The sequence below is a fragment of the Proteus vulgaris genome (genome assembly GCF_033708015.1).
Taxonomy (GTDB): domain Bacteria; phylum Pseudomonadota; class Gammaproteobacteria; order Enterobacterales; family Enterobacteriaceae; genus Proteus.
Window position 1 is genome coordinate 3,363,538 of the sequence record NZ_CP137920.1, and the last position, 23,158, is coordinate 3,386,695.

General features: G+C 38.2%; 19 protein-coding genes and 1 pseudogene. 11 read left to right on the plus strand and 9 right to left on the minus strand.

What is annotated here, in order from left to right; genetic code table 11:
• Nucleotides 1-430: 430 nt before the first annotated feature.
• From lptD to apaH, 6 genes are read left to right on the plus strand one after another with little or no spacing between them, the layout of a single operon-like run.
• On the plus strand, nt 431-2,803 hold the full coding sequence (gene lptD / locus SB028_RS15870; protein WP_069367211.1) for an LPS assembly protein LptD: 2,373 nt from the start codon (nt 431-433) through the stop codon (nt 2,801-2,803).
• A gap of 50 nt (nt 2,804-2,853) precedes the next feature.
• Complete coding sequence (gene surA, locus SB028_RS15875; protein WP_074454063.1) at nt 2,854-4,191, plus strand: peptidylprolyl isomerase SurA; 1,338 nt, start codon at nt 2,854-2,856, stop codon at nt 4,189-4,191.
• Nucleotides 4,181-5,179 (plus strand): 4-hydroxythreonine-4-phosphate dehydrogenase PdxA, encoded by a 999-nt coding sequence (pdxA, locus tag SB028_RS15880; protein ID WP_069367209.1) that lies wholly within the window; start codon nt 4,181-4,183, stop codon nt 5,177-5,179. The genes surA and pdxA overlap by 11 nt, the downstream gene beginning before the upstream one ends.
• Entirely contained in the window at nt 5,172-5,990 is an 819-nt protein-coding gene (gene rsmA, locus SB028_RS15885; protein ID WP_069367208.1) for a 16S rRNA (adenine(1518)-N(6)/adenine(1519)-N(6))-dimethyltransferase RsmA, read from the plus strand. Before pdxA ends, rsmA begins: the two co-directional genes overlap by 8 nt.
• A gap of 25 nt (nt 5,991-6,015) precedes the next feature.
• Nucleotides 6,016-6,393 carry a Co2+/Mg2+ efflux protein ApaG gene (gene apaG, locus SB028_RS15890; protein ID WP_069367207.1) on the plus strand — a complete coding sequence of 126 codons (378 nt, stop codon included), beginning with the start codon at nt 6,016-6,018 and terminating at the stop codon, nt 6,391-6,393.
• Nucleotides 6,394-6,395: 2 nt separating this feature from the next.
• Entirely contained in the window at nt 6,396-7,217 is an 822-nt protein-coding gene (apaH, locus tag SB028_RS15895) for a bis(5'-nucleosyl)-tetraphosphatase (symmetrical) ApaH (protein WP_069367206.1), read from the plus strand.
• A gap of 442 nt (nt 7,218-7,659) precedes the next feature.
• On the opposite strand, the gene folA is transcribed toward apaH, so the two are convergent.
• Nucleotides 7,660-8,145: a type 3 dihydrofolate reductase gene (gene folA / locus SB028_RS15900; RefSeq protein WP_069367205.1), complete on the minus strand. Its 486-nt coding sequence runs from the start codon at nt 8,143-8,145 to the stop codon at nt 7,660-7,662.
• A gap of 174 nt (nt 8,146-8,319) precedes the next feature.
• Between folA and SB028_RS15905 the strand changes: the two genes are divergently transcribed.
• On the plus strand, nt 8,320-8,934 hold the full coding sequence (locus SB028_RS15905; RefSeq protein WP_069367204.1) for a LysE family translocator: 615 nt from the start codon (nt 8,320-8,322) through the stop codon (nt 8,932-8,934).
• A 44-nt stretch (nt 8,935-8,978) separates the two neighbouring features.
• Here the strand turns inward: SB028_RS15905 and SB028_RS15910 are convergent, their stop codons facing one another.
• The 4 genes from SB028_RS15910 to SB028_RS20765 all read right to left on the minus strand — a co-directional run bounded on the left by SB028_RS15910 (nt 8,979) and on the right by SB028_RS20765 (nt 15,906).
• A complete protein-coding gene (locus tag SB028_RS15910) occupies nt 8,979-10,109 on the minus strand; it encodes a hypothetical protein (protein ID WP_069367203.1) in 1,131 nt (376 codons plus the stop codon).
• Between the two features lie 109 nt (nt 10,110-10,218).
• Nucleotides 10,219-13,431, minus strand: coding sequence for an autotransporter Pta (pta, locus tag SB028_RS15915; RefSeq protein WP_069367202.1), 3,213 nt, complete (start codon nt 13,429-13,431; stop codon nt 10,219-10,221).
• Between the two features lie 454 nt (nt 13,432-13,885).
• On the minus strand, nt 13,886-15,307 hold the full coding sequence (gene ftsP / locus SB028_RS15920) for a cell division protein FtsP (RefSeq protein WP_069367201.1): 1,422 nt from the start codon (nt 15,305-15,307) through the stop codon (nt 13,886-13,888).
• 284 nt (nt 15,308-15,591) lie between these two features.
• Nucleotides 15,592-15,906, minus strand: coding sequence for a DUF2628 domain-containing protein (locus SB028_RS20765; protein WP_413242927.1), 315 nt, complete (start codon nt 15,904-15,906; stop codon nt 15,592-15,594).
• A 48-nt stretch (nt 15,907-15,954) separates the two neighbouring features.
• Here SB028_RS20765 and SB028_RS15925 point away from each other — a divergent pair, with 48 nt between their 5' ends.
• Nucleotides 15,955-16,350, plus strand: a complete 396-nt coding sequence (locus SB028_RS15925; protein WP_069369146.1) for a hypothetical protein — start codon at nt 15,955-15,957, stop codon at nt 16,348-16,350.
• A gap of 67 nt (nt 16,351-16,417) precedes the next feature.
• Here the strand turns inward: SB028_RS15925 and SB028_RS15930 are convergent, their stop codons facing one another.
• Nucleotides 16,418-16,615, minus strand: a complete 198-nt coding sequence (locus SB028_RS15930) for a hypothetical protein (protein ID WP_069369147.1) — start codon at nt 16,613-16,615, stop codon at nt 16,418-16,420.
• A gap of 318 nt (nt 16,616-16,933) precedes the next feature.
• Here SB028_RS15930 and SB028_RS15935 point away from each other — a divergent pair, with 318 nt between their 5' ends.
• From SB028_RS15935 to SB028_RS15945, 3 genes are read left to right on the plus strand one after another with little or no spacing between them, the layout of a single operon-like run.
• On the plus strand, nt 16,934-18,028 hold the full coding sequence (locus SB028_RS15935; protein ID WP_318859664.1) for an S-type pyocin domain-containing protein: 1,095 nt from the start codon (nt 16,934-16,936) through the stop codon (nt 18,026-18,028).
• A gap of 21 nt (nt 18,029-18,049) precedes the next feature.
• On the plus strand, nt 18,050-18,316 hold the full coding sequence (locus SB028_RS15940; RefSeq protein ID WP_069369630.1) for a hypothetical protein: 267 nt from the start codon (nt 18,050-18,052) through the stop codon (nt 18,314-18,316).
• A complete protein-coding gene (locus tag SB028_RS15945) occupies nt 18,313-18,825 on the plus strand; it encodes a DUF6392 family protein (RefSeq protein WP_069369631.1) in 513 nt (170 codons plus the stop codon). Before SB028_RS15940 ends, SB028_RS15945 begins: the two co-directional genes overlap by 4 nt.
• Before the next feature lie 531 nt (nt 18,826-19,356).
• Here SB028_RS15945 and SB028_RS15950 read toward each other — a convergent pair.
• The 3 genes and pseudogenes from SB028_RS15950 to parC all read right to left on the minus strand — a co-directional run.
• Nucleotides 19,357-20,106, minus strand: coding sequence for a 1-acylglycerol-3-phosphate O-acyltransferase (locus SB028_RS15950; RefSeq protein ID WP_069369632.1), 750 nt, complete (start codon nt 20,104-20,106; stop codon nt 19,357-19,359).
• A gap of 64 nt (nt 20,107-20,170) precedes the next feature.
• Nucleotides 20,171-20,896, minus strand: a complete 726-nt coding sequence (locus SB028_RS20770) for a DNA gyrase C-terminal beta-propeller domain-containing protein (protein WP_409565603.1) — start codon at nt 20,894-20,896, stop codon at nt 20,171-20,173.
• Between the two features lie 33 nt (nt 20,897-20,929).
• Nucleotides 20,930-23,128, minus strand: a pseudogene (gene parC / locus SB028_RS15955) (DNA topoisomerase IV subunit A); the annotation flags it as partial.
• Nucleotides 23,129-23,158 lie beyond the last annotated feature (30 nt).

Below are 23,158 nucleotides of genomic sequence, written 5' to 3' on the forward strand. Positions count from 1 at the left end.
AGACTCCTCAAATCTTCAATGCTCTGACTGCAATTTTGCATTATCATACTATTCATTTGCTTGCACACCTAACACCAAGCGACCTCTAAATAGACTTTTTCTTAAAATGAAGAGATTTACTGTTTCTCTTTGGGCAGAGGTAATGCTGTTTTCGTTTAAATTGTGTTAAAGTAAAATGAGTGACCAAACGAATAACTTTAGCGTTGTTATACAGCATGAAATACCGCATCAGCGCGGTGTTTTTTTGTTTCTAATAAGGCTATAACCCTATTTCAACACAGAAACATCGAAAAAATGAGGCTTACGCCTATTTTTCGGTTACCGTTAGAACAATGTTCAGAACGTTGGGCTGGTGTCGCATAACTCCCTGCGTTAGTTTCTCGCTGTTTATCAGCACGAAGCCACTGATGACGGAAGCACATAAATACTTATGAAAAAAAGTTATCCCACACTGCTGGCCACCCTAGTTTGGGCCACAATATACGGTCAGCCTGCTTATGCTGATCTTGCCTCCCAATGTTTACTGGGAGTTCCTGTTTATAACAAACCGTTAGTACAAGGCGATCCTAATAACTTGCCTGTCACCATCACTGCAAATGATATGCAAGGTGAATACCCTCGTATGATCAAATATAAAGGTGATGTTGATATTAAACAGGGAAACCAAACCTTAAGTGCCGACAGTGTTGAACTGACACAGACAGAGGGAGAAGCGCCATTAAGAATGGTCACCGCAACGGGAAATGTCTCTTATGATGATCCTCAAATCATCTTAAAAGGCCCTCGTGCTTGGTCCAATCTTAATAATAAAGATACGGATATTGAACAAGGTGATTACCAGATGGTGGGTCGCCAAGGTCGTGGTTATGCCAATAAGATGCAAATGCGTGGAGAAAACCGTTATACCATTATGGATAAAGGGATGTTCACCTCTTGCTTACCTGGCGATGATAGCTGGAGTGTTGTCGGCTCTGAGGTTATTTTAGACCGTGAAGAACAAGTTGCTGAAATTTGGAATGCACGCTTTCGAGTCGCTAATGTCCCTATTTTTTACAGCCCTTATCTTCAATTGCCTATCGGTGATAAACGCCGTTCTGGTTTCTTAATTCCAAACGGAAGCTACTCTCGTAGTTCAGGATTTGATTTCCAACTCCCTTACTATTGGAATATCGCCCCTAATTACGATGCAACGATTACAACTAACTATATTAGCCGTCGTGGTTTAAAATTAGATAATGAATTCCGTTATTTAACAACGCCGGGGCGCGGTACTATCGCTGTTGATTGGATTAACCACGATAGCCAATACAATAAAGATAAAGCAGAAAATAAATCAGGTTATCTTCCCCGTGATTCTGCAACACGTTGGCTGTTTTACTGGGGTCATAGTGGTGTCATGAACAATGTGTGGCGATTTAATGTCGACTACACCAAAGTCAGTGATAACAAATACTTTACTGATTTTACTTCTCAATATGGTAATACCACTGATGGTTATGCGACCCAGAAATTTAGTACGGGTTATGCACAACAGAACTGGAATGCCACTTTAACCACCAAGCAATTCCAAATCTTCTCTGATAATAAAGATGCAAGAGCTTATCGTGCCGAGCCTCAGCTTGATCTGAATTATTATAAGAATGATATCGGGCCGTTTGATTTCCGAACTTATGCTCAGTTTGTCCGTTTTACCAGCGTGGGTGAAAATACGCCTGAAGCAAATCGTTTCCATATTGAACCAACGATTTCACTCCCTACGTCAGCAGGTTGGGCAAGCTTTAATAATGAACTGAAAGTGATGGCAACCCATTACGATCAGGACATTCCTGATGCTTATAAGAAAAGATATCCTAACCAATTAGACGACAGTGTTAATCGTGTATTGCCACAGTTTAAATCTGATATGAAAGTGGTTTTCGAGCGTCAATATCAAACTAATGATATTACACAGACTCTTGAGCCACGAATACAATATCTTTATGTCCCTTATAAAGATCAGTCTAATATCAATAACTTTGACTCCGCATTATTACAGTCAAACTATAGCGGACTTTTCCGCGATAGAATGTATGGGGGTCTTGACCGCATTGCTTCTGCAAACCAATTAACCACGGGTATCACTTCGCGTTTTTATGATAGTGAATTAGTTGAACGTTTTAACGTTTCTGTAGGTCAAATCTACTTCTTTGAACGTCCAAGAACAGGCCCAGCTTCTATTGGTAATGAAATCATTAATAGCAAAGATGAAACGGGTTCAATGGTTTGGGCGGGTGATGCCTACTGGCGGATCACGGATACCGTAGGTATGCGTGGTGGTTTACAATATGACCGCCGTTTAGGTAGCGTATCAATGGGCGATGCAATTATGGAATATCGCGCGGATAGCGATCATCTTCTACAGTTGAGTTATCGTTATGTCGATCGTGATTATATCCAAGCAACGCGTGTTCGCCCTTATGACGGCGGTATTAATAAACTTCCTGAATACCAAAAAGGGATTTCACAAGTCGGTGTTGTAGGTAGCTGGCCATTAGCAGAACGCTGGGGACTTGTGGGTGCTTATTACTTTGATACCAAAGAGTCCGAACCTGTTAGCCAAATGGTGGGTGTGCAATATAATACCTGTTGCTGGGCTGTGAACGTCGGTTATGAACGAAAAATTGTTGGCTGGAAAGTTGACCACAGTGATATTGACAATAAATGGTCAATCAACGTGGAACTCAGAGGCCTAAGTAACAATCATAGTTTGGGTAGCCAGAAAATGCTTGAACGCGGTATCTTACCTTATCAAAGAGCATTCTGATTTAATCAGACTACGGAATTGGCTGAATAAATATGTCACCCCGCAATAAGATGCGGAAAATACATAATGGGAAACTTATGAAAAATTGGAAAACGCTGTTTATCGGCTTAATGATCACGGTCGGTGCAGCTACCAGCTCAACAACATTTGCTGCTCAAGAATTAAACCGTGTATCGGCTATCGTCAATAACGGTGTCGTTCTAGAAAGTGACGTCAATAGAATGCTACAGACGGTCAAAATGAACGCAAAAAATGCGGGACAAGAGATGCCTGATGAGCAAGTCCTTCGCCAACAAATTCTAGAACGTTTGGTGATGGATAACATCATTTTGCAAATGGCACAACAAATGCAAATTGATATTCCTGATGCTGCAGTAGAGTCTACAATTCAGGGTATTGCTGCTGAAAATAAACTTTCTCTTGATCAACTGAAAAAACGTCTTGCTGCCGATGGCATTTCTTATAACGAATATCGCCAAGATATCCGTAAAGAGATGATGTTAGCAGAAGTGCGCAATAATGAGGTGCGTCGTCGCATCACTATTTTACCTCAAGAAGTTGACTCGCTCGCTAAACAAATTGAAAACCAAGCAAGTCAAAGTGTTGACCTAAACCTGAGTCATATCTTAATTCCATTATCAGAAAACCCTGCGCCAGCAGAAATGGAAAAAGCAAAGCAAGTCATTGATCGTATTATGAATCAGCTTAAGAATGGTGCGGATTTCGGCAAGTTAGCAGCAACTTATTCTGCTGATCCACAAGCGTTAAATGGCGGTAATATGGGTTGGGCATCTATTGATGAATTACCAACGTTATTTGCAAAAGAGTTAGCAAATGCGCAAAAAGGTCAAATCGTAGGACCTATTCACTCTGGCGTTGGCTTACACATTATCAAAGTAAACGATATTCGTGGTGGCTCTAATACCCTTTCTGTTACAGAAGTTAAAAGCCGTCATATTCTGCTAAAAAGTTCACCAATCATGAATGATGAACAAGCCTACGCCAAGTTACAGCAGATCTCTGCCGATATTCGCAATGGTAAAATCACGTTTGCTGATGCAGCAAAAGAGTACTCAGAAGATCCGGGTTCTGCATTACGCGGTGGTGAGTTAGGATGGTCAATGCCTGATGTTTACGATCCCGCATTCCGTGATGCGTTAATGCGCTTAAATAAAAACGAATTAAGCCAACCCGTACGCTCAAACTTTGGCTGGCATTTAATTGAATTAGAAGACACACGTAGTGTTGATAAAACAGATGCCGCAAATAAAGAACAAGCATACCGTTTACTCTTCAACCGTAAATTTAATGAAGAAGTACAAAACTGGATGCAAGAGCTGCGAGTAGGGGCTTATGTGAAAATAATGAACGAGAATAATGCAAACTAAGCAAATAAAACCACTTGTTATCACCCCCGGCGAACCAGCCGGGGTTGGTCCTGACCTGATTATCTCATTAGCACAAATGAGTTGGGATTTACCTTGGGTTGTTTGTGCTGATCCTCAGTTACTTAAAACAAGAGCAGAATTGTTAAATCTGCCTCTTTCATTAGTTGAATACGATCCAACCTCGCCACCTCGAGTACATACACCAAGCCAAATTTGCGTACTCCCAATCGCTCTTCACACGAATGTCATTCCAAGTACATTAGATGCACTCAATGGATTATACGTTGTAGAAACATTAGCTCGTGCTTGTGATGGCTGTCTAAATGGTGAATTTTCAGCGCTTGTGACTGGACCTGTACATAAAGGCATTATCAATGATGCGGGTGTCCATTTTACAGGACATACCGAATTTTTTGCTGATCGTAGCCACTGTGAACGTGTTGTCATGATGCTGGCGACAAACACATTAAGAGTCGCATTGGCAACCACACATTTACCATTACGAGATGTGGCAGATGCAATTACAGGCGAGCTTCTGCATGAAATTATCACCATTTTAAACCACGATTTAAAAACCAAATTTGGTATAGTCGAACCTCAAATTTACGTCTGTGGTCTTAATCCTCATGCGGGAGAAGGCGGTCATATGGGACGTGAAGAAATTGATATTATTGAGCCTGCATTAACACAATTACGTCAGCAAGGCATTCATCTTCATGGGCCTTATCCTGCTGATACCTTATTCCAACCTAAATATCTAACACATGCTGATGCAGTACTTGCAATGTATCACGATCAGGGATTACCTGTGCTAAAATATGAAGGTTTCGGTCGTGCCGTGAATATCACTCTCGGTCTTCCTTTTATCCGTACTTCTGTTGATCATGGCACCGCCCTTGAGCTTGCAGGTACGAAAAGCGCAGATGCTGGCAGTTTTTGCACCGCATTAAATTTAGCCATTAATATGATACAAAATTGTAATGAATAATAGAGTCCATCAGGGGCACTTTGCCCGCAAACGCTTCGGGCAGAACTTTTTAACAGACAGCTATATTATTGAAAGTATTGTTGAATCCATTTATCCTCAACCTGGTGAAGCCATTGTTGAAATCGGCCCTGGTTTAGGTGCAATTACAGAACCAGTAGGTGCAAGAATGGATAAAATGACGGTTGTCGAAATTGACCGTGATTTAGCCGCTCGTTTAGAAGTTCATCCTACATTAAAAGACAAGCTGACCATTATTCAGCAAGATGCAATGACAATCGATTTTGCGCAATTAGCAAAAGAGCGTCAGCAGCCTCTGCGTGTTTTTGGTAACTTGCCTTATAATATTTCAACACCACTTATGTTCCACTTATTCAGTTTTGCTGACGCTATTTCTGATATGACATTTATGTTGCAAAAAGAAGTGGTTAATCGTCTTGTTGCGAGTCACGGTAGCAAAACTTATGGTCGCTTAAGTGTGATGGCACAATATTATTGTCAAATCATCCCTGTACTTGAAGTTCCCCCTACTTCATTTAAACCAGCACCAAAAGTTGATTCAGCGGTTGTTCGCTTAATCCCTTACAAAGAGAAGCCATACCCAGTAACGGACATTGCAATGCTTAGCCGTATTACCGCTCAAGCATTTAATCAACGACGTAAAACACTACGTAATAGCTTGGGTGGATTACTTACAGCAGAAGATATGACAGCACTTGATATCGATCCAACAGCAAGAGCAGAAAACATTTCTGTTGAGCAATACTGTAAAGTGGCAAACTGGTTATCGCAAAAGCAAGACTCACAAGCATAAGATAGAACCAGAGACAGGAGGCACTATGTTCACCTCATCAAAAGTGGCGATACAGGTACAAAGCGTTTACATTGAAAGCCAATCTTCCCCAGAAGATCAACGATATGTTTTTGCTTATACCATATCAATTCATAATTTGAATAAATGTGCAATTCGCCTCCTGCGTCGCTATTGGTTGATCACCAATGCACAAGGTAATACCACTGAAGTTCGAGGCGAAGGTGTTGTCGGCGAACAGCCACTTATTGAGCCTGGCACACAATACCGTTATACCAGTGGTGCCGTTCTTGAAACACCAATGGGAACAATGGAAGGTCATTATGAAATGATTGATACTGACGGCCGATTATTTCAAATAGAGATCCCTGTTTTCCGCCTTGCGCTTCCAACATTGATAAACTAACTATGGCAACGTATTTAATTGGTGATATTCATGGCTGTTACCATGAACTGCGCCACCTTCTTGATAAAGTCAGTTTCGATCCTACACAGGATACATTGTGGCTAACAGGTGATCTTGTTGCTAGAGGCCCTGACTCACTTGAAGTACTACGCTTTGTAAAAAGCTTAGGCTCTTCCCTTAAACTCGTCTTGGGCAATCATGATCTTCATCTTTTAGGTGTATTTGCAAAAATTAGTCGCAATAAGCCAAGAGATAAGCTAAATGATTTACTTAATGCACCTGATGCAGATGAATTAATTAATTGGTTAAGACGCCAACCTGTATTGCAAGTTGATGAAGACAAGAAAATCATCATGGCTCACGCGGGGATCACGCCCCAATGGGATTTAGAAACAGCTAAAATGTGCGCTCGTGAAGTCGAAGCTATTTTAAGTAGTGATAGCTATCCTTTGTTTATTAACTCAATGTATGGCGATTTACCAAACAACTGGTCACCAGAACTTTCGGGTCTAGCACGATTACGCTTTAGTACTAATGCACTCACACGTATGCGTTACTGTTTTCCTAATGGTCAACTCGATATGATTTGCAAAGATAAACCTCAGGACGCGCCTGCTCCCTTAAAGCCCTGGTTCGATTTACCAAGCCAATTACCTGAAGGTTATAGCATTATATTTGGGCATTGGGCCTCTCTTGAAGGAAAAGGTACGCCTGATAATATTTATGCATTAGATACGGGATGTTGTTGGGGGGGAAATCTCACTTGTTTACGTTGGGAAGACAAACGATATTTCACGCAATCTAGCCTATCTACTCCCAAATAATCCACTTATTATCCCCTTCCTTCTTTTCCAAGCGCAAAATGGCTACCTGACCTTTTGCGCTATGTCTGCGTTATCCTCACACATTCTCTAAATGACTCTTTTTTTATTCTAAAGAGAACATTTTATATGCAAAAACGAACACCTTAAAATATGTTCAAATTTAATTATTAATAATCAATATGTTATTTTTTTTCAAAGTAAAATAAGTGTAAAAAAACACGATATTGAGAATAAAAAATCTCTATATTGATTAATATCTCATATATTATTCTTATAAAGTGAATTTATTAAAATATAAATAATGATTAGTTTAAAATAATAATTTTTTATAAAAGGGAATATTTAAGTAGGATAATAAATCTTACTTTTTATTATTTTTATAGGAATAAAATAAGAATAATAAAAAGGGAGATATTTAATCTCCCTTTTTATTTAATTTTTGTTATTTTCTTCTTTTTAATATTTCGAAGCAGTAGTTATGTGAGTTATTTTCATCTGCTTCATGGTATTCCATAAAAGTAGAATCCCACTCATCTGGCTCATAATCTGGGAATGTTGTATCACCGATGACTTCAGCATCAATGTGAGTTAAATAAAGTGTATTTGCCATAGGCAGAAATTGTTCATACACTTTACCACCACCGATAACCATGATTTCATCATAATTTTCAGCAGCTTGCAAAGCTTCCTCTACAGATTTAACCCAAACGACATCGCTATCTGTTCCAGGTTGACTGCTTAAAACAATATTAAGACGATTCGGTAAAGGACGCCCGATAGACTCATAAGTCACCCGCCCCATAATAACGGGTTTATTTAGCGTATTCTTTTTAAACCATGCGAGGTCACCCGGTAATGTCCAAGGCATTGCCTTTTCCATACCAATAATGCGATCCATCGCTAATGCTGCGATTAAACTAATATTCATTTACACACCTACGGGTAAAGATGGGAAAAAACTGTTCACACTATACGTAAAGCTAAAACCTGAGTCGATACAAATTATGCTTCCTTGATAATAAATAATTGCTTTATACTCGAAGTGTTAACTTAATCATATAAGATTCAATCATTATAATATTGTTATATACAAGGCGCTATTATGCTTGAAACTTCTTTAGTTGTTTTTACAATTGCTTTACTCGGGATGATCTCACCAGGCCCTGACTTTTTTCTCGTTGTAAAAAATGCGGCACGTTATCAACGATCTGCTGCAATGATGACAGCAATGGGAATTGTGGCTGCATTACTTGTACATATGTCATATTGTGTTGCCGGTATTGCTGTTCTTATCACAACAACACCTTGGCTCTTTTCCATTTTAAAATATGCAGGGGCAGTTTATTTGCTATGGATTGGCTTTCAGAGTTTGCTGTCAAAATCTAATCATTCGATTGATGAAAAAGCAGCACTACATTCACAAATCAGTTTTAAGAAAGCCTTTATGCAAGGTTTTCTCTGTAATCTACTCAATCCTAAAGCCACCTTGTTCTTTCTTGCCGTTTTCACTCAAGTGCTAAGTATTGATTCAAGCATTGGTGAAAAATTATGGTATGCCTTTATTATTTGGGGATTAGCGGTCGTTTATTGGCCCTTACTCGTCTTATTAATTCAAAGTGCGCCAGTAAGAAAAATACTCAACAAAATCCAAAAAAGTATTGATAAAGTACTTGGTGTAGTATTGATTGGTTTGGGGATTAAAGTGGCATTGAGTTAAATAAAAACCTCTTTAATAGGATTTATTAGAGAGGTATAACTCATTTATAATAAATTTAAACTCCAATCATTATCACTCTTTAAACAATCAACAATATCCAGTAAAACCCTTTCGTTCTCAAGATAATTAGACTTATTTTTCATTTGGCTTAAAATAAATTGATAATTATCTCTAATAAATTTCGCTATATTGTTTTTCATTTCATCACTGTTTATATTTTCACTAAAAATATTCTTTATTTTTCGATTATAATCAGATATAAAACATTCATCCTCTGCTGTTTTTTCTTTTTCTTTAATAATATCCTCGTATTCTAACACGCCCGACCCAAGCATATTGTCTACAAACTCCCTGACACCTTCATTATTTTTTAATTTATTTATTAGAAGATCTAATATCGATTTTTTAAAAAACTCATTATTATAATTACCAACATTATACTTTGCTAATTTATCAATATAACATTTAGTTATATTGATAATAAGATTTTTCTCCATTTCCATCGAGTAAATATCGTGCATTGTATTAACCAAATCCATTATTGAATTATCTAATTTATTAGTTCCTTTCCCACCAATCTCTTTACAAGCGTAATTTAATGCCATATCAATATGTTGTTTATAGTTAAAATTAATATAATCTGGCATACTAGTGCATTCTGAATTATGTCTACTCAATTGTTCAATTTTTTCTTTTTGATAGTTATTAATCACATCGAGAGAAATGCTCATTATAGTAATAAAGTCTCCTTTTGTTTGTGACTTTTCATAGAGATAATTTCTTATTAAATTATTGGCATAATCATAAAAATCATTTTTTATTGCAACATTTAAATTTAAAAAGAACGAATCTAATAGCTCACTTTTAAAACTAACAAAGTTAGAGTTTATTAATTTACAATTATTAAATCTTATTCTCTCCACTTTTGGAAGAAGAGTGGATAAATTATTCAATTTAGCATTTTGACTTTTATCCAATAGAAAAGTCACACCAACCTTTAAATTAAACAACTCTTTAATAAAAAAAGACAATTTAGATAAAAAAGTATTATTTTTCTTTTCGACATAAAAACTAGAAAATGTATTTAGTATATTTTTTATTTTATGTTTTTCTTTTATATTCACATAACACTTTTCTATTAAACCAACTTGTTGAGTAATATTATTTATCTTCATAACAACTCCTTATCTTATAGTAAGACAATCCTTTATTTCTCTACATCTTTATACAAAAAAAAAGCCCTTATGACTAAGGACTTTAAATATTAAAAAATAACAAATAAATTTAGAAATTAATTTTCAATGTTGCATTGATACCACTTGAACTTACATCACTATTATATTGGCCTTGGTAAAACAGCCCGAAAGTCGTTGATTTACTTAATTGTGCATCAACACCTAAGCCAACACCAAATAAATTATCCAATTTACCACCACGTAATGTTGCATCACCGGAATTTGATAAGAATAGGCGTGATTCAGGGCGATTGTCACCAAATAAATGGCTAGCAGAAATATCGCCTTTTAATGCCATATTAACGTTACCCGCCATAAATGGATATCCACCACGTAAACCAATAGTACCGACTTGAATATCTTGTGAATCAGTCTTAGTGGTAAATTTCATATTACCGACATTTTCATTGATATCATCTGTTGATACACGCAACCAGCTAAATCCTGCATATGGCTCAATAGTGTATTGATTAGTATTAAATTGAGTATAAGCACCTTCTAAGAAGATTTGAGTAATTTTTGCATCATAACTTGTAGAGTTATAACCCGCATTTTGTCCTACCCAAAGTGTTCTTTTTGCATCTCTATCTTGGTTAGTATGTGTGAAACCATAGTTTAATGAAGCCACATCATACAAATTAGACACACCATAAGCACCAATATGGATATCGTTGCTGTCTATTTTACCGTGTTCATTACCTTTATATTTAGTTGAACCCGCACCAAAGAAGAGACCCGCCTTAGTATTTTCAGTCACATCAATTTCTGCGCCTAATAACCCCACATAGAAATCAACATCCATATTGCTGTGACCATAGTCAGCATTCCCCCATTGACCAATGCCTGTCATCCAAATACGTGCGTTGCTGTTATCCAATTTAGCATAACGACCTTGACCAATACCCATGGCCTGATCTTTCACTGTACGCGTTAACCCTAAAACATTAACCACACTCGCACTGTTGGCATTTAAATACATATCACTGCCTAATGATCCGTAGGTCTTATTCAGATCTCTTTCATTCATAGGAAGTACAGCATTAAATAACTCACCACCGCCTGTATTATCTAAAGCATTAGCAATAGAACGACCATTTTCATTATTTGCGAAAGTTGCCAACGAGGTATTTTCTTTCTTACTTAATGTCCCTGTAATGACGTTGTCTTTTACAGAAACATTTTTATCAAATAACGCATAATCATTATTTGGATTATTATTCGCTAGCATTTTTGTTTTAACACGATTATCAACTAAATTTCCTGCATTAACTGTACCTGTTGAAATCGTGTTATTAAGGTAAATATCTTTTAATTGGCCTACATTATCTGCACCAATATCTAGATTTGCGCCTTTATTTAAGGATATATTGCTGACATTAACATCATGTCCAACAGTCACTAAATATGTGCCTTTATCATTGATATTAATATTAGTTTTATGGCTTTCATTAGATGTTAATTGACCTTGTTGAGTAAAGGTATCGTTATAACGATCAATTACACTTAATTTACCACCGTTAACATTAACCGCTTCTGTACCAAACGATTCTGTAAAACCATATAAAGTACCTTGTTCAACGGTTGTGCCACCACGATAAGTATTATCGCCCGTCATCACTAATGTACCTTCGCCTTGCTTGACTAAAGCGCCATCATATAACCCAGCGTCAATTTTCGCTTTAATAGCATCAGCGCGTTTTTGGTAATACGCTAGGCGCCATTTTTCAGCATCTTCTTTGCTGACAATGTGTGAGGTTGGATCTGAATTACCATCGTTGATAACAAAATCAGTTCCTAAAACATAATCACCACCAGCAGCAATGCCTTTATCTGTATATTCCTTCAACCATGCGAGATCTTCTTGTTCACGTAAATCTAATGCGGCTTGTGAAATATCATTTGTCCAAACATCAAGTGGTGTCATGCTTAGGTTATATTCAAACTTCCCTAAGAATTGACCAGGACCATACATCCCTTTATCTAAATCTGGAGTCCCCCAACCATAACGTACATCTGGCGTGCCTTCAGCCGCAGTCCAGCTATCATATAAAGATCCATCTGGGTTACGATGATTAGCCGTTGTAAACATCACGTCACGCACTTGCATCGCATTCATAGAGCCATAACGTGACATCAGTACACCCATCGCACCAGTAACATGAGGTGCTGCCATTGATGTACCACTAAAGGTATCCCAACCAGCATTTCCGTCTTCATCGACAACTGATGAATAAATGAAACGACCGGGTGCAACCACCGTCCACCATTTCGCATTCCCTGCTTCATTAAAGATTTTTTCTAATTCATAACCTGACTTGTCCTCATTCTGTTTAAGACCTGCCACTGCAATCCAATGTTTTTCTGCTTCAGGATTAAAGTAAGGATAGAGAGGACGATAATAAGGCTGAGCAAAGTCGCGGTTACCCGTGGTAAAGACCTGAACAACATTCGTACCTTTTACTGCGTCATAAGCAGCATCAACAAAGGATGGTTTATCGCCATAAACTTTTTTAAAGTAGAAATATTCGTATTCTGTTTGCGCAGTAGTGTCTACTGGCATATGTTCAGTAGTATCACCGCCATCAGGGCCTTTTGTCGGAACGGTATTAATAATTCGTGGGTTGGTTCCCCAGCTATTATTAATGACCTGAGCGCCAGCATCGACCATCGCTTTCCAACCAGTATAGAAATAGGTGTAATCTTGGTAAGGTCCGTAGTTATTGCTATCTGTTGCCCCCGTATTTCCTAAATAAACATCAGCCCCCCATGCAACTCCATGCATGCCATTACCGTCACGACTTGCGCCTACCGTGCCTGTAACGTGTGTTCCGTGTGTATCATTCACACCTTTGATCCAGCCACCGTCAACATCAAAGGCTTGATCTTTTTCATAATGTCCCCCCATTTTTTGAGGGTAACGCATACCTGTTGAACCATATTGACCCTTGGCTTTAACTGCGTGGAAGCGCGCGTCATTTAATTCTGGATGTGATAATAATGCACCTGAGTCCATTACACCGATTTTCACACCTTGCCCATGAAAACCAAGCGCATAAGCACTAGAAGCATTCATCGCAGCAAGTCCCCAGTCTTTTTGATACTCTTGGCTTTCCCAACTTTTTATATCTCCTAATTGCCCAGCTTCTGAATATGCTACGGAATATCCAGAAAAAAGAAGTGCTGATGCAACAATGGAAAGTTGAAATATATTATTATTTTTTTTATTCATTTTGTGATGACTTAAAACTATTTCGTTGTTCATTCTGTACCTTCAGTTATATTAAAATTTAATAACATTAATTAAGGAGCAAAAATAAAAGACGCTGAAATTCTCTAGTTTCTAAGAAAATAATTACTTGAAGAACATCGCAAAAATATTATTTAATACCACTAAGATAGATAAATTGACTATACAATCACAAATTAACAGATAAATTAAACAAAAATAGATCGCTTGTTATTATATTACAAACAACTAAAATTAACCTATTTCAATATCAACATTAGTAATTACAATATTTAAATCAACTTAATAAAGAGAACTTAAATAAACAAACAAAAACACCAAATTAATTAACAATTTTTTTTGAGACTATTTTTCTCTATTTAACTCTAGTCTAAAAAAATATAATCCACATTATTTTTAATATAAAAAAAACAGTATTTTTATTTTAAAAATACTGTTTTTATTTTAATGTAGTGTGACTACATAGTTTTTATTCCAAAGGCGTGACTTCCATTTGTCCTACCATTCCTTTATCTGCATTTTCTAATAATTGGCTATAATACAGGAAAGGAAAATGCGAATAAGAAGGCTGTTTTAATTCCACCAGTAATTCACTTTGATTTTCAATCCAAACAGTATCTTTCCAACCGAAATCTGCGGGTTCTGGTTTTTGACCATTATGGTTAATCACTTTAAAACGGGCGCCTTCAATATGAAATGGTTGTGGTGTTGATACTGTGACAAGCCAACGTTCCCACCCATTTTGCTTACCGACTAAATCAATTCTTGAAAGCTCCCAACGAGCATTGTTTATTCCTGGCGGGCTGTTATGCAGTTGAATAGTTCTAGGCTGAATAGACGTGGTAATTCGTGTATCATCTACCGCTAATTGAGCCGGTGCCTTGTCAGTTATTAATGACATTAATCCCGTTGGTTTAATGGTTAGTATATTGGTATTACGTAGCAAATCAGAAGGTTCAAAAATACCACGGAGCCTATCCATAAAGCCCGCACTTTGCCCAGCGGTAATTGTGACTTCACCACCTTCAGACATATCAACCAATATTTCACGTCGCTCACCTGGAGCCATTGGAATTGATTTCAGCTCTACGGGGGATGTTAATAACCCCTGATCAGAAGCGATAAGGTAAAGTGAACGACCATCATTTGCGGTTAGTTCATAACGACGGGCATTAGATGCATTGACTAAACGTAAGCGGATCCAACCTCTAGAGACTTCAATATAAGGATCTTCACGCCCATTAACCAGCAATGTATCACCATAGAAGCCATCACTAGCAGCTTCTTTGTCATATTGTGGCGTACCAAAATTATCAATCCGCTTATCTTGAATAATAAGCGGAAAGTCATTCACTCCATAATGTTTTGGTAGCGGTAGGGATTTGCTCTCTTCATCTTCCACAATCCACATTCCCACTAGCCCATTATAGACATGAGGTGCCATTTTAAAGGGAGTATTGGCGTGATACCAACATGTTGCTGCTTTCTGACGAATAGGCAATACAGGTGACCAATAAGCACCGGGTGACATTAATCTTGCTGCACCACCGATTTGAGTACCAGGAACTAATAAGCCGCTTACCGTCATTGATACTGCTTCATTAAGACGGTTACTATAAATAAGTTTTATATCATCGCCACTTTTGACTCTAATTGTCGGTCCCGGCGTTGAGCCATTGATCCCCCAAACTTCCGCTTTTTGCGTACCATTAAACGCCCAATGCACTTTTTGCAATGTCAAAAACAGTGGCTGACCACGACGAGATTCCAACAATGGCGGTATAGGTAATTGTTTATCATTAACTGATTCAGCACGAACAGAAGAAGATATAGAGCCCAGACATACCGCTAAGCCTGAAGCCTGAATAAACTGGCGACGACTAAATGACATACTTTCTCCGCAACAAAATACAAATATTCCTATCGTGTGATCAAACATACGGTGACAGGAAAAAAAGCTGCTGTGATTTAAAGACAAAGGACTTAAATGAAATTACGGGAGCATAATAGCGCGGATATGACATAAATCCTAAAAATAGTTGATAACCAGCACGCTAAAGGAACAAGCTAAGAAACCATGACCCAAGAGCCAATCATGGAGAAAAGCAAAGACAAGATGACGATGTCGCTTCGCTCCATTATAATTGGTACCACATTGGGGCATTAGGTATTATTTTATGTTTTTTTAGTTATTACATAACCTATGCTAGTTAACTTATCAACATACAATCCGTTGATGCTGAACCCTTGAATTATTGAATACCCCAATCTAACAAGCCATAAAACTAAAATTAAAAACTGCGATCCATCAGAATGGGCCCAGATGCTTAAAACAGTCCAAAAGATGCAAAAAAATAGCCAGAAAAAACCGACCTTCCACATTTTTCTAAACAAAAATGGCCAAAATCCAAAAAAAAATGCGAACCATGAAAATCCGCACTTAACAATTATATTATGATTACCACTTGATAATGTCAGTTTTTGTATCATGATACATTAATTAATTAATTGATTTACAATAAAAAAATAGGTTCTTGAATGAATTTCAAAATATTTCTGTTTCTGCTAATTACAAGTGCTATGACATTTAGTGCCTCATCATTTGCCAATTCAAAATTAGAAATCATTAATGAGCTGAAATCTACCTCTATCATATTAAACAAAAATTTACCAAAACGAATTGATGACTATACTGTGGCTGAAAAAGTAAAATCCACTGAGAACGGACTTATATTCAGCTACACCACATCAATAAAAATAACCAATGAAATCAGTGATAAACTTAAAGATAATGTATTAAGAATGGTAAGGATGAGTTGGTGTGATAAACATTGGTTTAACAATTCTACCTACCCAGTTACTGGAACTTTTATCTACAAAGGTGCAGAAAAAAGCACTGCATTTTTTATTTTTAATAGGTATGACTGTGATTAAAATAAAAAACAATTCTATTTCATTAAAATCAACAGATAGGTTCTTCTAATCCCTTTTATGTTAAACGCTACAAGTCTCTCATGTGGCGTTTTATCGCCTCTTCACTTTCAGTAAGCCATGCATCTCGTTGCTCTTGGTCTTCTTGCTCCTTTTTCCATTGCTCTATTTGCGCCTGACTAAACCGATTTTTCCTTTTTACCATTTGGTTGAGCCTTTTCCATTTACGCATTTCAGTTTCGTTTTTTAATTTTTTTTTCGTTTTCATACGTTCCCTCATAAAGAATTGCGTGCTTTTAAAGACTTTAACCGTATTTTTAGGTTTAAAAAAAGAAATGTTAAAAATGAGCCAAAACGGCACAGAAACCGTTCTAAACTTTCAGGGTGGATTTTGGGTGTTATGGGGTGTATTTGGTGCTTAAAATCGTGCTGATGCGTTCTGATGGTGATTAACGGGCGGTTTTAAGGTGTAAACTCGTCCGTTTAACATAATGGGTCTTATCCGTATTTCAATTATTACTGAATCAATATCTTTTTTATTCACTATTCTTACTTCATTAAATCTCTTTATTTTAGGAAGCGATAGATGCCTGAATACCTTATTCACGGAAAAAATAACGAGGAAGGAAGAACGACTGCGGGGGGACAAGTAACACCGGTTTCTGTCATGCCCGCTAAACTTTTTATGGAGGCACGCTCACTATCCTATGCTCCACCTAAACCCATTGAATTACCTAAACCCATTTTGAAACCGACGGCTTCTTCTCATCAACGCGTGATTAAAATTGTGAAAGCGATGAAAGATGTAGCGACGGCTTCTCGGGGAGGACTTTTAACTTTACTATTTCACTCCGAGCCGGCGGGTGACCCAAATGAAGACCAACTCTTTATTGGAAGAATTATTAATTTTCCTCTTCTGGTTGGCGGATTTTCTCGTTCACCGCAGACTATCAAAGGACAAAATTATGCGGAAGAAGCCACGCTACGACAGCTTGCGCATAAAAAAAGTACCGTCATCACAGGTGTGCGATTTCGGATTGTTGAAAATGAAAATACGGCATATGCCAATAAAGTCGCTGGCTATATCGTCAATGAGGCCAGCGGTCTTAATCATGTCAGAGTCCGATTTGCTACACGTCATGAAGATGGTACCGCGTCATTTTCAGACCCTGACATTGAGGGCGAATTTCATTGGGATATGGCAGGGAATACCGCAGAATATATCCCCTCAAACCCCAGTGATGCTTTTCAAACTGTTAAATTTAGTTTAAATAACGGACATCAAGAGACCCTTATCCATGATGGGGGGGAGGTGGGGTATACCACACCGCCACTTCCGTTACCCGAACCCCAAGAAATTTGGCGCTTGCCTAACCCTATTCCTGAAAAGACGTTGAATGCGCCTCCCGGTTTTCCAGAAGAACGGCAGAATGGTTGGGTAGAAACCTTTCCGTTGGAAGAAGACGATTTTAATGATTTTATTATTGTCGACCCTTGGGGGGAAGTGCCTGCCATTTATGTCTACTTTCAAAAAAGGATCGTGAATTTTTTAGAAGTCGATTATTACGGGAAATTGAAAAAACTCTCTAAAGGGGGGAACTATGACGTTGACCATATTCCTTCTCAAGCGGCGATTAAACTTTATTTAAAATCAATAAACCCAGATATATCAAAAGACTAGCTTAATGAATGGGTTGATCAAGTGGCTTCCGTCGCTATCCCTAAATCAGTACACCCAAAATGCAGTGAAACCTACGGTGGCAAAAATAATAGTTGGGTTGAATTAGAGGATGATACCAAGCTACGTCGAAAAGAGTATGACGGTCAGGATTTAAAAGAAGCGGTTGAACGAAATTGGGAAGTAGAGCGACGATGTTTAAAAGCGGAATATAACGTATCGGATGAAAAATTAGATGAAGTATTGGCAGAATTACATCGATTAAATAGAGAGGAAGGATTATATCAATGAGTGTGAATATTGAAGCCTTAGTACGGCGATTAGGGGATACTTATGATGAACTTTATAACGACGGGTTAATTCCTTATAAAACTAAACCGCAAGGCAATTCGGGAGAAGATGTTTTAACGTTACAGATGAGCAAAGAATATGTTTTTTTAGCTTTTGAAAATCCATCAAAAAAACTCGCTGAAATTACACTGACATTAATCCCCGATAAGATGAAAAATGGCTGGGTATTTCCCAATAAAATCCCGTTTGGGTTAGAACAAGTCATGACCGACCAATGGCTTTATCAACATATAGGTAATCCAATTAAGCGAACGCCTGAGAGGTATATTTTAAAAAGTTTTTTTTTAGGAAAAACAGAAGTATTTACATTAAAAGAAATGACCTGCTCAAATCAAAAAGTCGCTTTAATAGCGAGTTTTCATCCCACCATGAAAAATTTTGTTCAAGATATCACTTTTGAATTATTAGAAAATTTAGAAGCACGTTGGAAATCTACCCCCTTCAAATAATCCCTTTTATGTTAAACGGGCGAGTTAGTTAGCGAAAACCGCCCGTTCATCCACATTAAAGCCCCTCAAAACGATTTTAAGACACGATTACCCTATCAAACACCTAAATCTACGCTGAAAGTTTAGAACGGTTTTGCGAGCTTCTGAGTGCGTTTTTAACATCATGCAAACTGACAAGTAAAACGATGCGAAATCGCTGAAAGACACAAACTTGTTTTGTGGCAAGAAGCAATTTGACCAACCGAGTAAAACGAGGGCGGTAGGCTTTTTGTTTTTCTCCTGATGAGCGTCCAGCGAAGAAAGGGAAAAACAGGGGGAGCCGAAACGAAATGACACGCCCCAGCGATGGCAAGTGAACCCCAGTGAACGTGTTTCGTTTTGGGGGCAAAGCCCCCCGTCAAGCGAAGCGTCTGACCACCACATTTTTGAGCGACCAAATACAGGGCGAAAAAAGGGGGTGGTCAGACGAACGCAGTGAGTTTGACGGGCTTGGGTGAATGGCTTTTTTCGCTAAAAGAAAATAAATCAGTCTTAATTTAATTTACCGGGAAAATCACGTTTATTCATTTCTTCAACTTCTTTATCTAGCTCTTCGATTTTCGCTTTCATAATTTGACGACAATCTTCTGCTAATTCTCGAACTTGATCTTTGGTATATTTTGAAACATCAATTGGAGGCAACATTTCAACAATAACATAACCATTATTCCAACGGTTTAGCTTAATTTTGCCCTGCGTTGTGGAAACACACACAGGAATAATCGGCACACCTGCTTGAATGGCAGCATGGAACGCCCCTGTTTTAAACGGTAATAAGCCACGACCACGGCTACGAGTGCCTTCTGGGAACATCCAAACAGAAATCTTCTTCGATTTAATTTGCTCAGCAACTTGTGAAATAGTGCCATGCGCTTTAGAGCGGTTTGCTCTATCAATCAAAATATTACCGGTTATCCAATACAACTGACCAAAGAAAGGAATAAAAATTAAGCTTTTTTTACCCACTGTGACGGTATTAGGTTGTACCGCATTTGACATTGTCACCATATCAAAATTGTTTTGGTGGTTTCCGATATAAATACTTGGGCCGTAGCTTTTCGCTTCTTTAGGAAAACGCTCAACGAGTTTGATACCAAAAATCGTCGATAATTTGCCGAACAAACGTCCGTAAGTCATTACATGTTTAGGATTTCTTGGTGAAAACATGCAATAAATCATTCCAACTGTCACCACAATAATGGTGTAAAGAATGACAATGATGCCTCGAATAATAGCTAACATAAGTTCTAGCGTCCTAAATAGAAGTGGGTCAACAGACCCACTCAATATCAATTAAGTATTAGATTTAATTTGTTTCAATATCAATATGATCGATAACTTGAGCACCGCGAGGTAAAGAGGTTCCGCGACGTCCACGTTTGGCTTTAAAGCTCACTAATTCATTCATCGACATTGTCATTTTGCGTTTACCAAAATGCAGAGTAACAGAAGCATTTTCAGGTAATACTCGTAACCAAGCGACTTTATCCTCACCACTTGCCGCTTGTGAAGCAGGAATAGAAACCATCTGGTTTCCCTTTCCTTTTACCATAGTTGGTAGTTCTGCGGCTTCAAAAATCAGCATCCTACCGCCTTTTGTAATGACCATAATGAGATCAGTGAGCTCGTTGTTCAAGCGTTGTGGCGGTAATGGTAATGCATTTTCAGGTAAAGTCAGTAGTGATTTTCCTGCTTTATTTTTAGACGTTAGATCATCCACCTGACAGATAAAACCATAACCGGCATCAGATGCCATTAAGATCTTATCGGTACTTTCACCCATAACAACATGACGTAATTGCGCATTTTTCTGAATTTTTAGTCGTTCAGTTAGCGCATCGCCTTTGCTACGACCAGAAGGTAATGCATCAACATCAACGGTATAGCTTTGACCCGTGGTATCAATGAGGTGTACTGGTTGATTACTCATACCTTCAACGGCATCAAAATAATCATCACCCGATTTGAAACCCACTGATTTAGCATCGATATGATGACCTTTTTGGCAACGAATAAGCCCTTTTTCAGACATAATGACGGTAACAGCTTCAGGATGTAGATGTTTTAACGGAATAGGTTCATCACCCGCATTACCGCTAAAATAACTGATCTCTTCTGCTTTAAGCACTTCTTGCTGACCATCAACAGTAAAGATTAATGCTTCATCTTTAGGTGCAAACAGCATTTGTTCAATCACATCACCTTGCTCTTTTCCTAAAGCAACAAGACGTGTACCACGCCCTTTTTTATTCATTTCATTCAGTTGTTCTGCTGAAATGGCTAAAATACGTGTTTTGTCAGTGATGATAATAAACCAGTGGTGTTCATTTTTCTTTTGGGGATCAACTAAGAACGGTGCTAATAACTCAGTCTCTTCAGGAACGGTTAATAGCCCTTTACCTGTCTTATTCTTCGTTTCCATCTCATCGTAAGAAAGAACCGAGCCATAACCTTCTTTTGTTGCCAGTAAATATTCTTGTCCAGCACTGCCCGCTAACATGTATTTCACGCTGGCTTCTGGTGGGAATGTCAATTTACCCGTTAATGGCTCACCTTGGCTACGCCCTGATGGCATATCATTTGGGCTTAAGGTGTAACTTCTTCCGGTTGAATCAAGGAACAGGACTGGTTGATTACTCATGCCTCGGACTGCACTGTGATAGCTATCACCCGCACGATAACTCATGCCACTAGGATCAATATCATGTCCTTTTGCATTACGTACCCAGCCCATTTCAGAAAGCACAATAGTGACAGGCTCTGATGGCAACATATCTTGCTCATTCACGACCTTCGCTTCTTCTTGAGGGCGAATAGGTGAACGACGATCATCACCAAATTCTTTTGCATCAGCTTCAATTTCTTTTTTCAGTAACGTATTTAAACGACGAGGTGAACTTAGCAATTTCTCAATGCTGTCGCGTTCTTTTTGAAGCTCATCACTTTCGCCTTTTAGTTTCATCTCTTCAAGTTTGGCTAAATGACGTAAACGTAACTCTAAAATAGCTTCAGCTTGAATATCAGATAACTCAAAACGACGCATTAATTCTGCTTTTGGTTCATCTTCATGACGAATAATTTCAATCACTTCATCAATATTGAGATAAGCAATTAATAAACCTTTAAGAATTTCTAAGCGACGTAAAACTTTTTCTAAACGATGATTTAAGCGGTTTGTTACTGTTTGGCGACGGTACACTAACCACTCATTTAAAATCGTTAGTAATCCTTTAACAGCAGGACGGTTATCTAACCCAATCATATTTAGGTTAACGCGATAACTTTTTTCTAAATCAGTATTCACAAACAAGTAGTACATCACTTGTTCTAAATCGACGCGATTACTACGAGGAACAATAACAAGTCTAGTCGGATTTTCATGATCAGATTCATCACGTAAATCTTCCACTAAAGGCAGTTTTTTCGCTCGCATCAATGCTGCGATTTGCTCAAGTACTTTGGCACCAGAAACTTGATGAGGCAATGCAGTGATCACCGCACACCCTTCTTCTTTCTGCCATACCGCTCTCATTCTGATAGAGCCACGCCCTGTTTTATAAATCTTTTTGATATCGTCTTGCGCGGTAATAATTTCAGCTTCAGTCGGATAATCAGGGCCTTGAACATATTGCATCACATCAGATAATCCGGCATCAGGATTATCTAAAAGCATCACTAAAGCTTGTCCTATTTCACGCGCGTTATGCGGTGGAATGTCTGTTGCCATCCCCACTGCAATACCTGTTGTGCCATTAAGCACGATATTAGGTAAGCGTGCAGGCAACATTTTCGGCTCTTGCATCGTGCCGTCAAAGTTAGGGATCCAATCTACCGTACCGTGTCCTAATTCACTCAATAATGTTTGTGAATACTTAGAAAGACGTGATTCGGTATAACGCATTGCAGCAAAAGATTTTGGATCATCTGGTGCCCCCCAGTTACCTTGTCCATCAATTAACGGATAACGGTAAGAGAACGGCTGAGCCATCAGTACCATTGCTTCATAACATGCACTATCACCATGTGGATGATATTTACCTAGCACGTCACCCACAGTACGGGCTGACTTTTTAAATTTAGCGCTATTACTTAAACCCAGCTCCGACATCGCATAAACGATGCGACGTTGCACGGGCTTTAACCCATCTCCAATAAAAGGTAATGCACGATCCATAATGACGTACATGGAATAGTTGAGATAGGCATTTTCTGTAAATAAGTGGAGCGGTTGGCGCTCTACACCATCATGAGTCAATTCACTCATTCAATTTTTTCCTCAGACTCTTGTGGTATC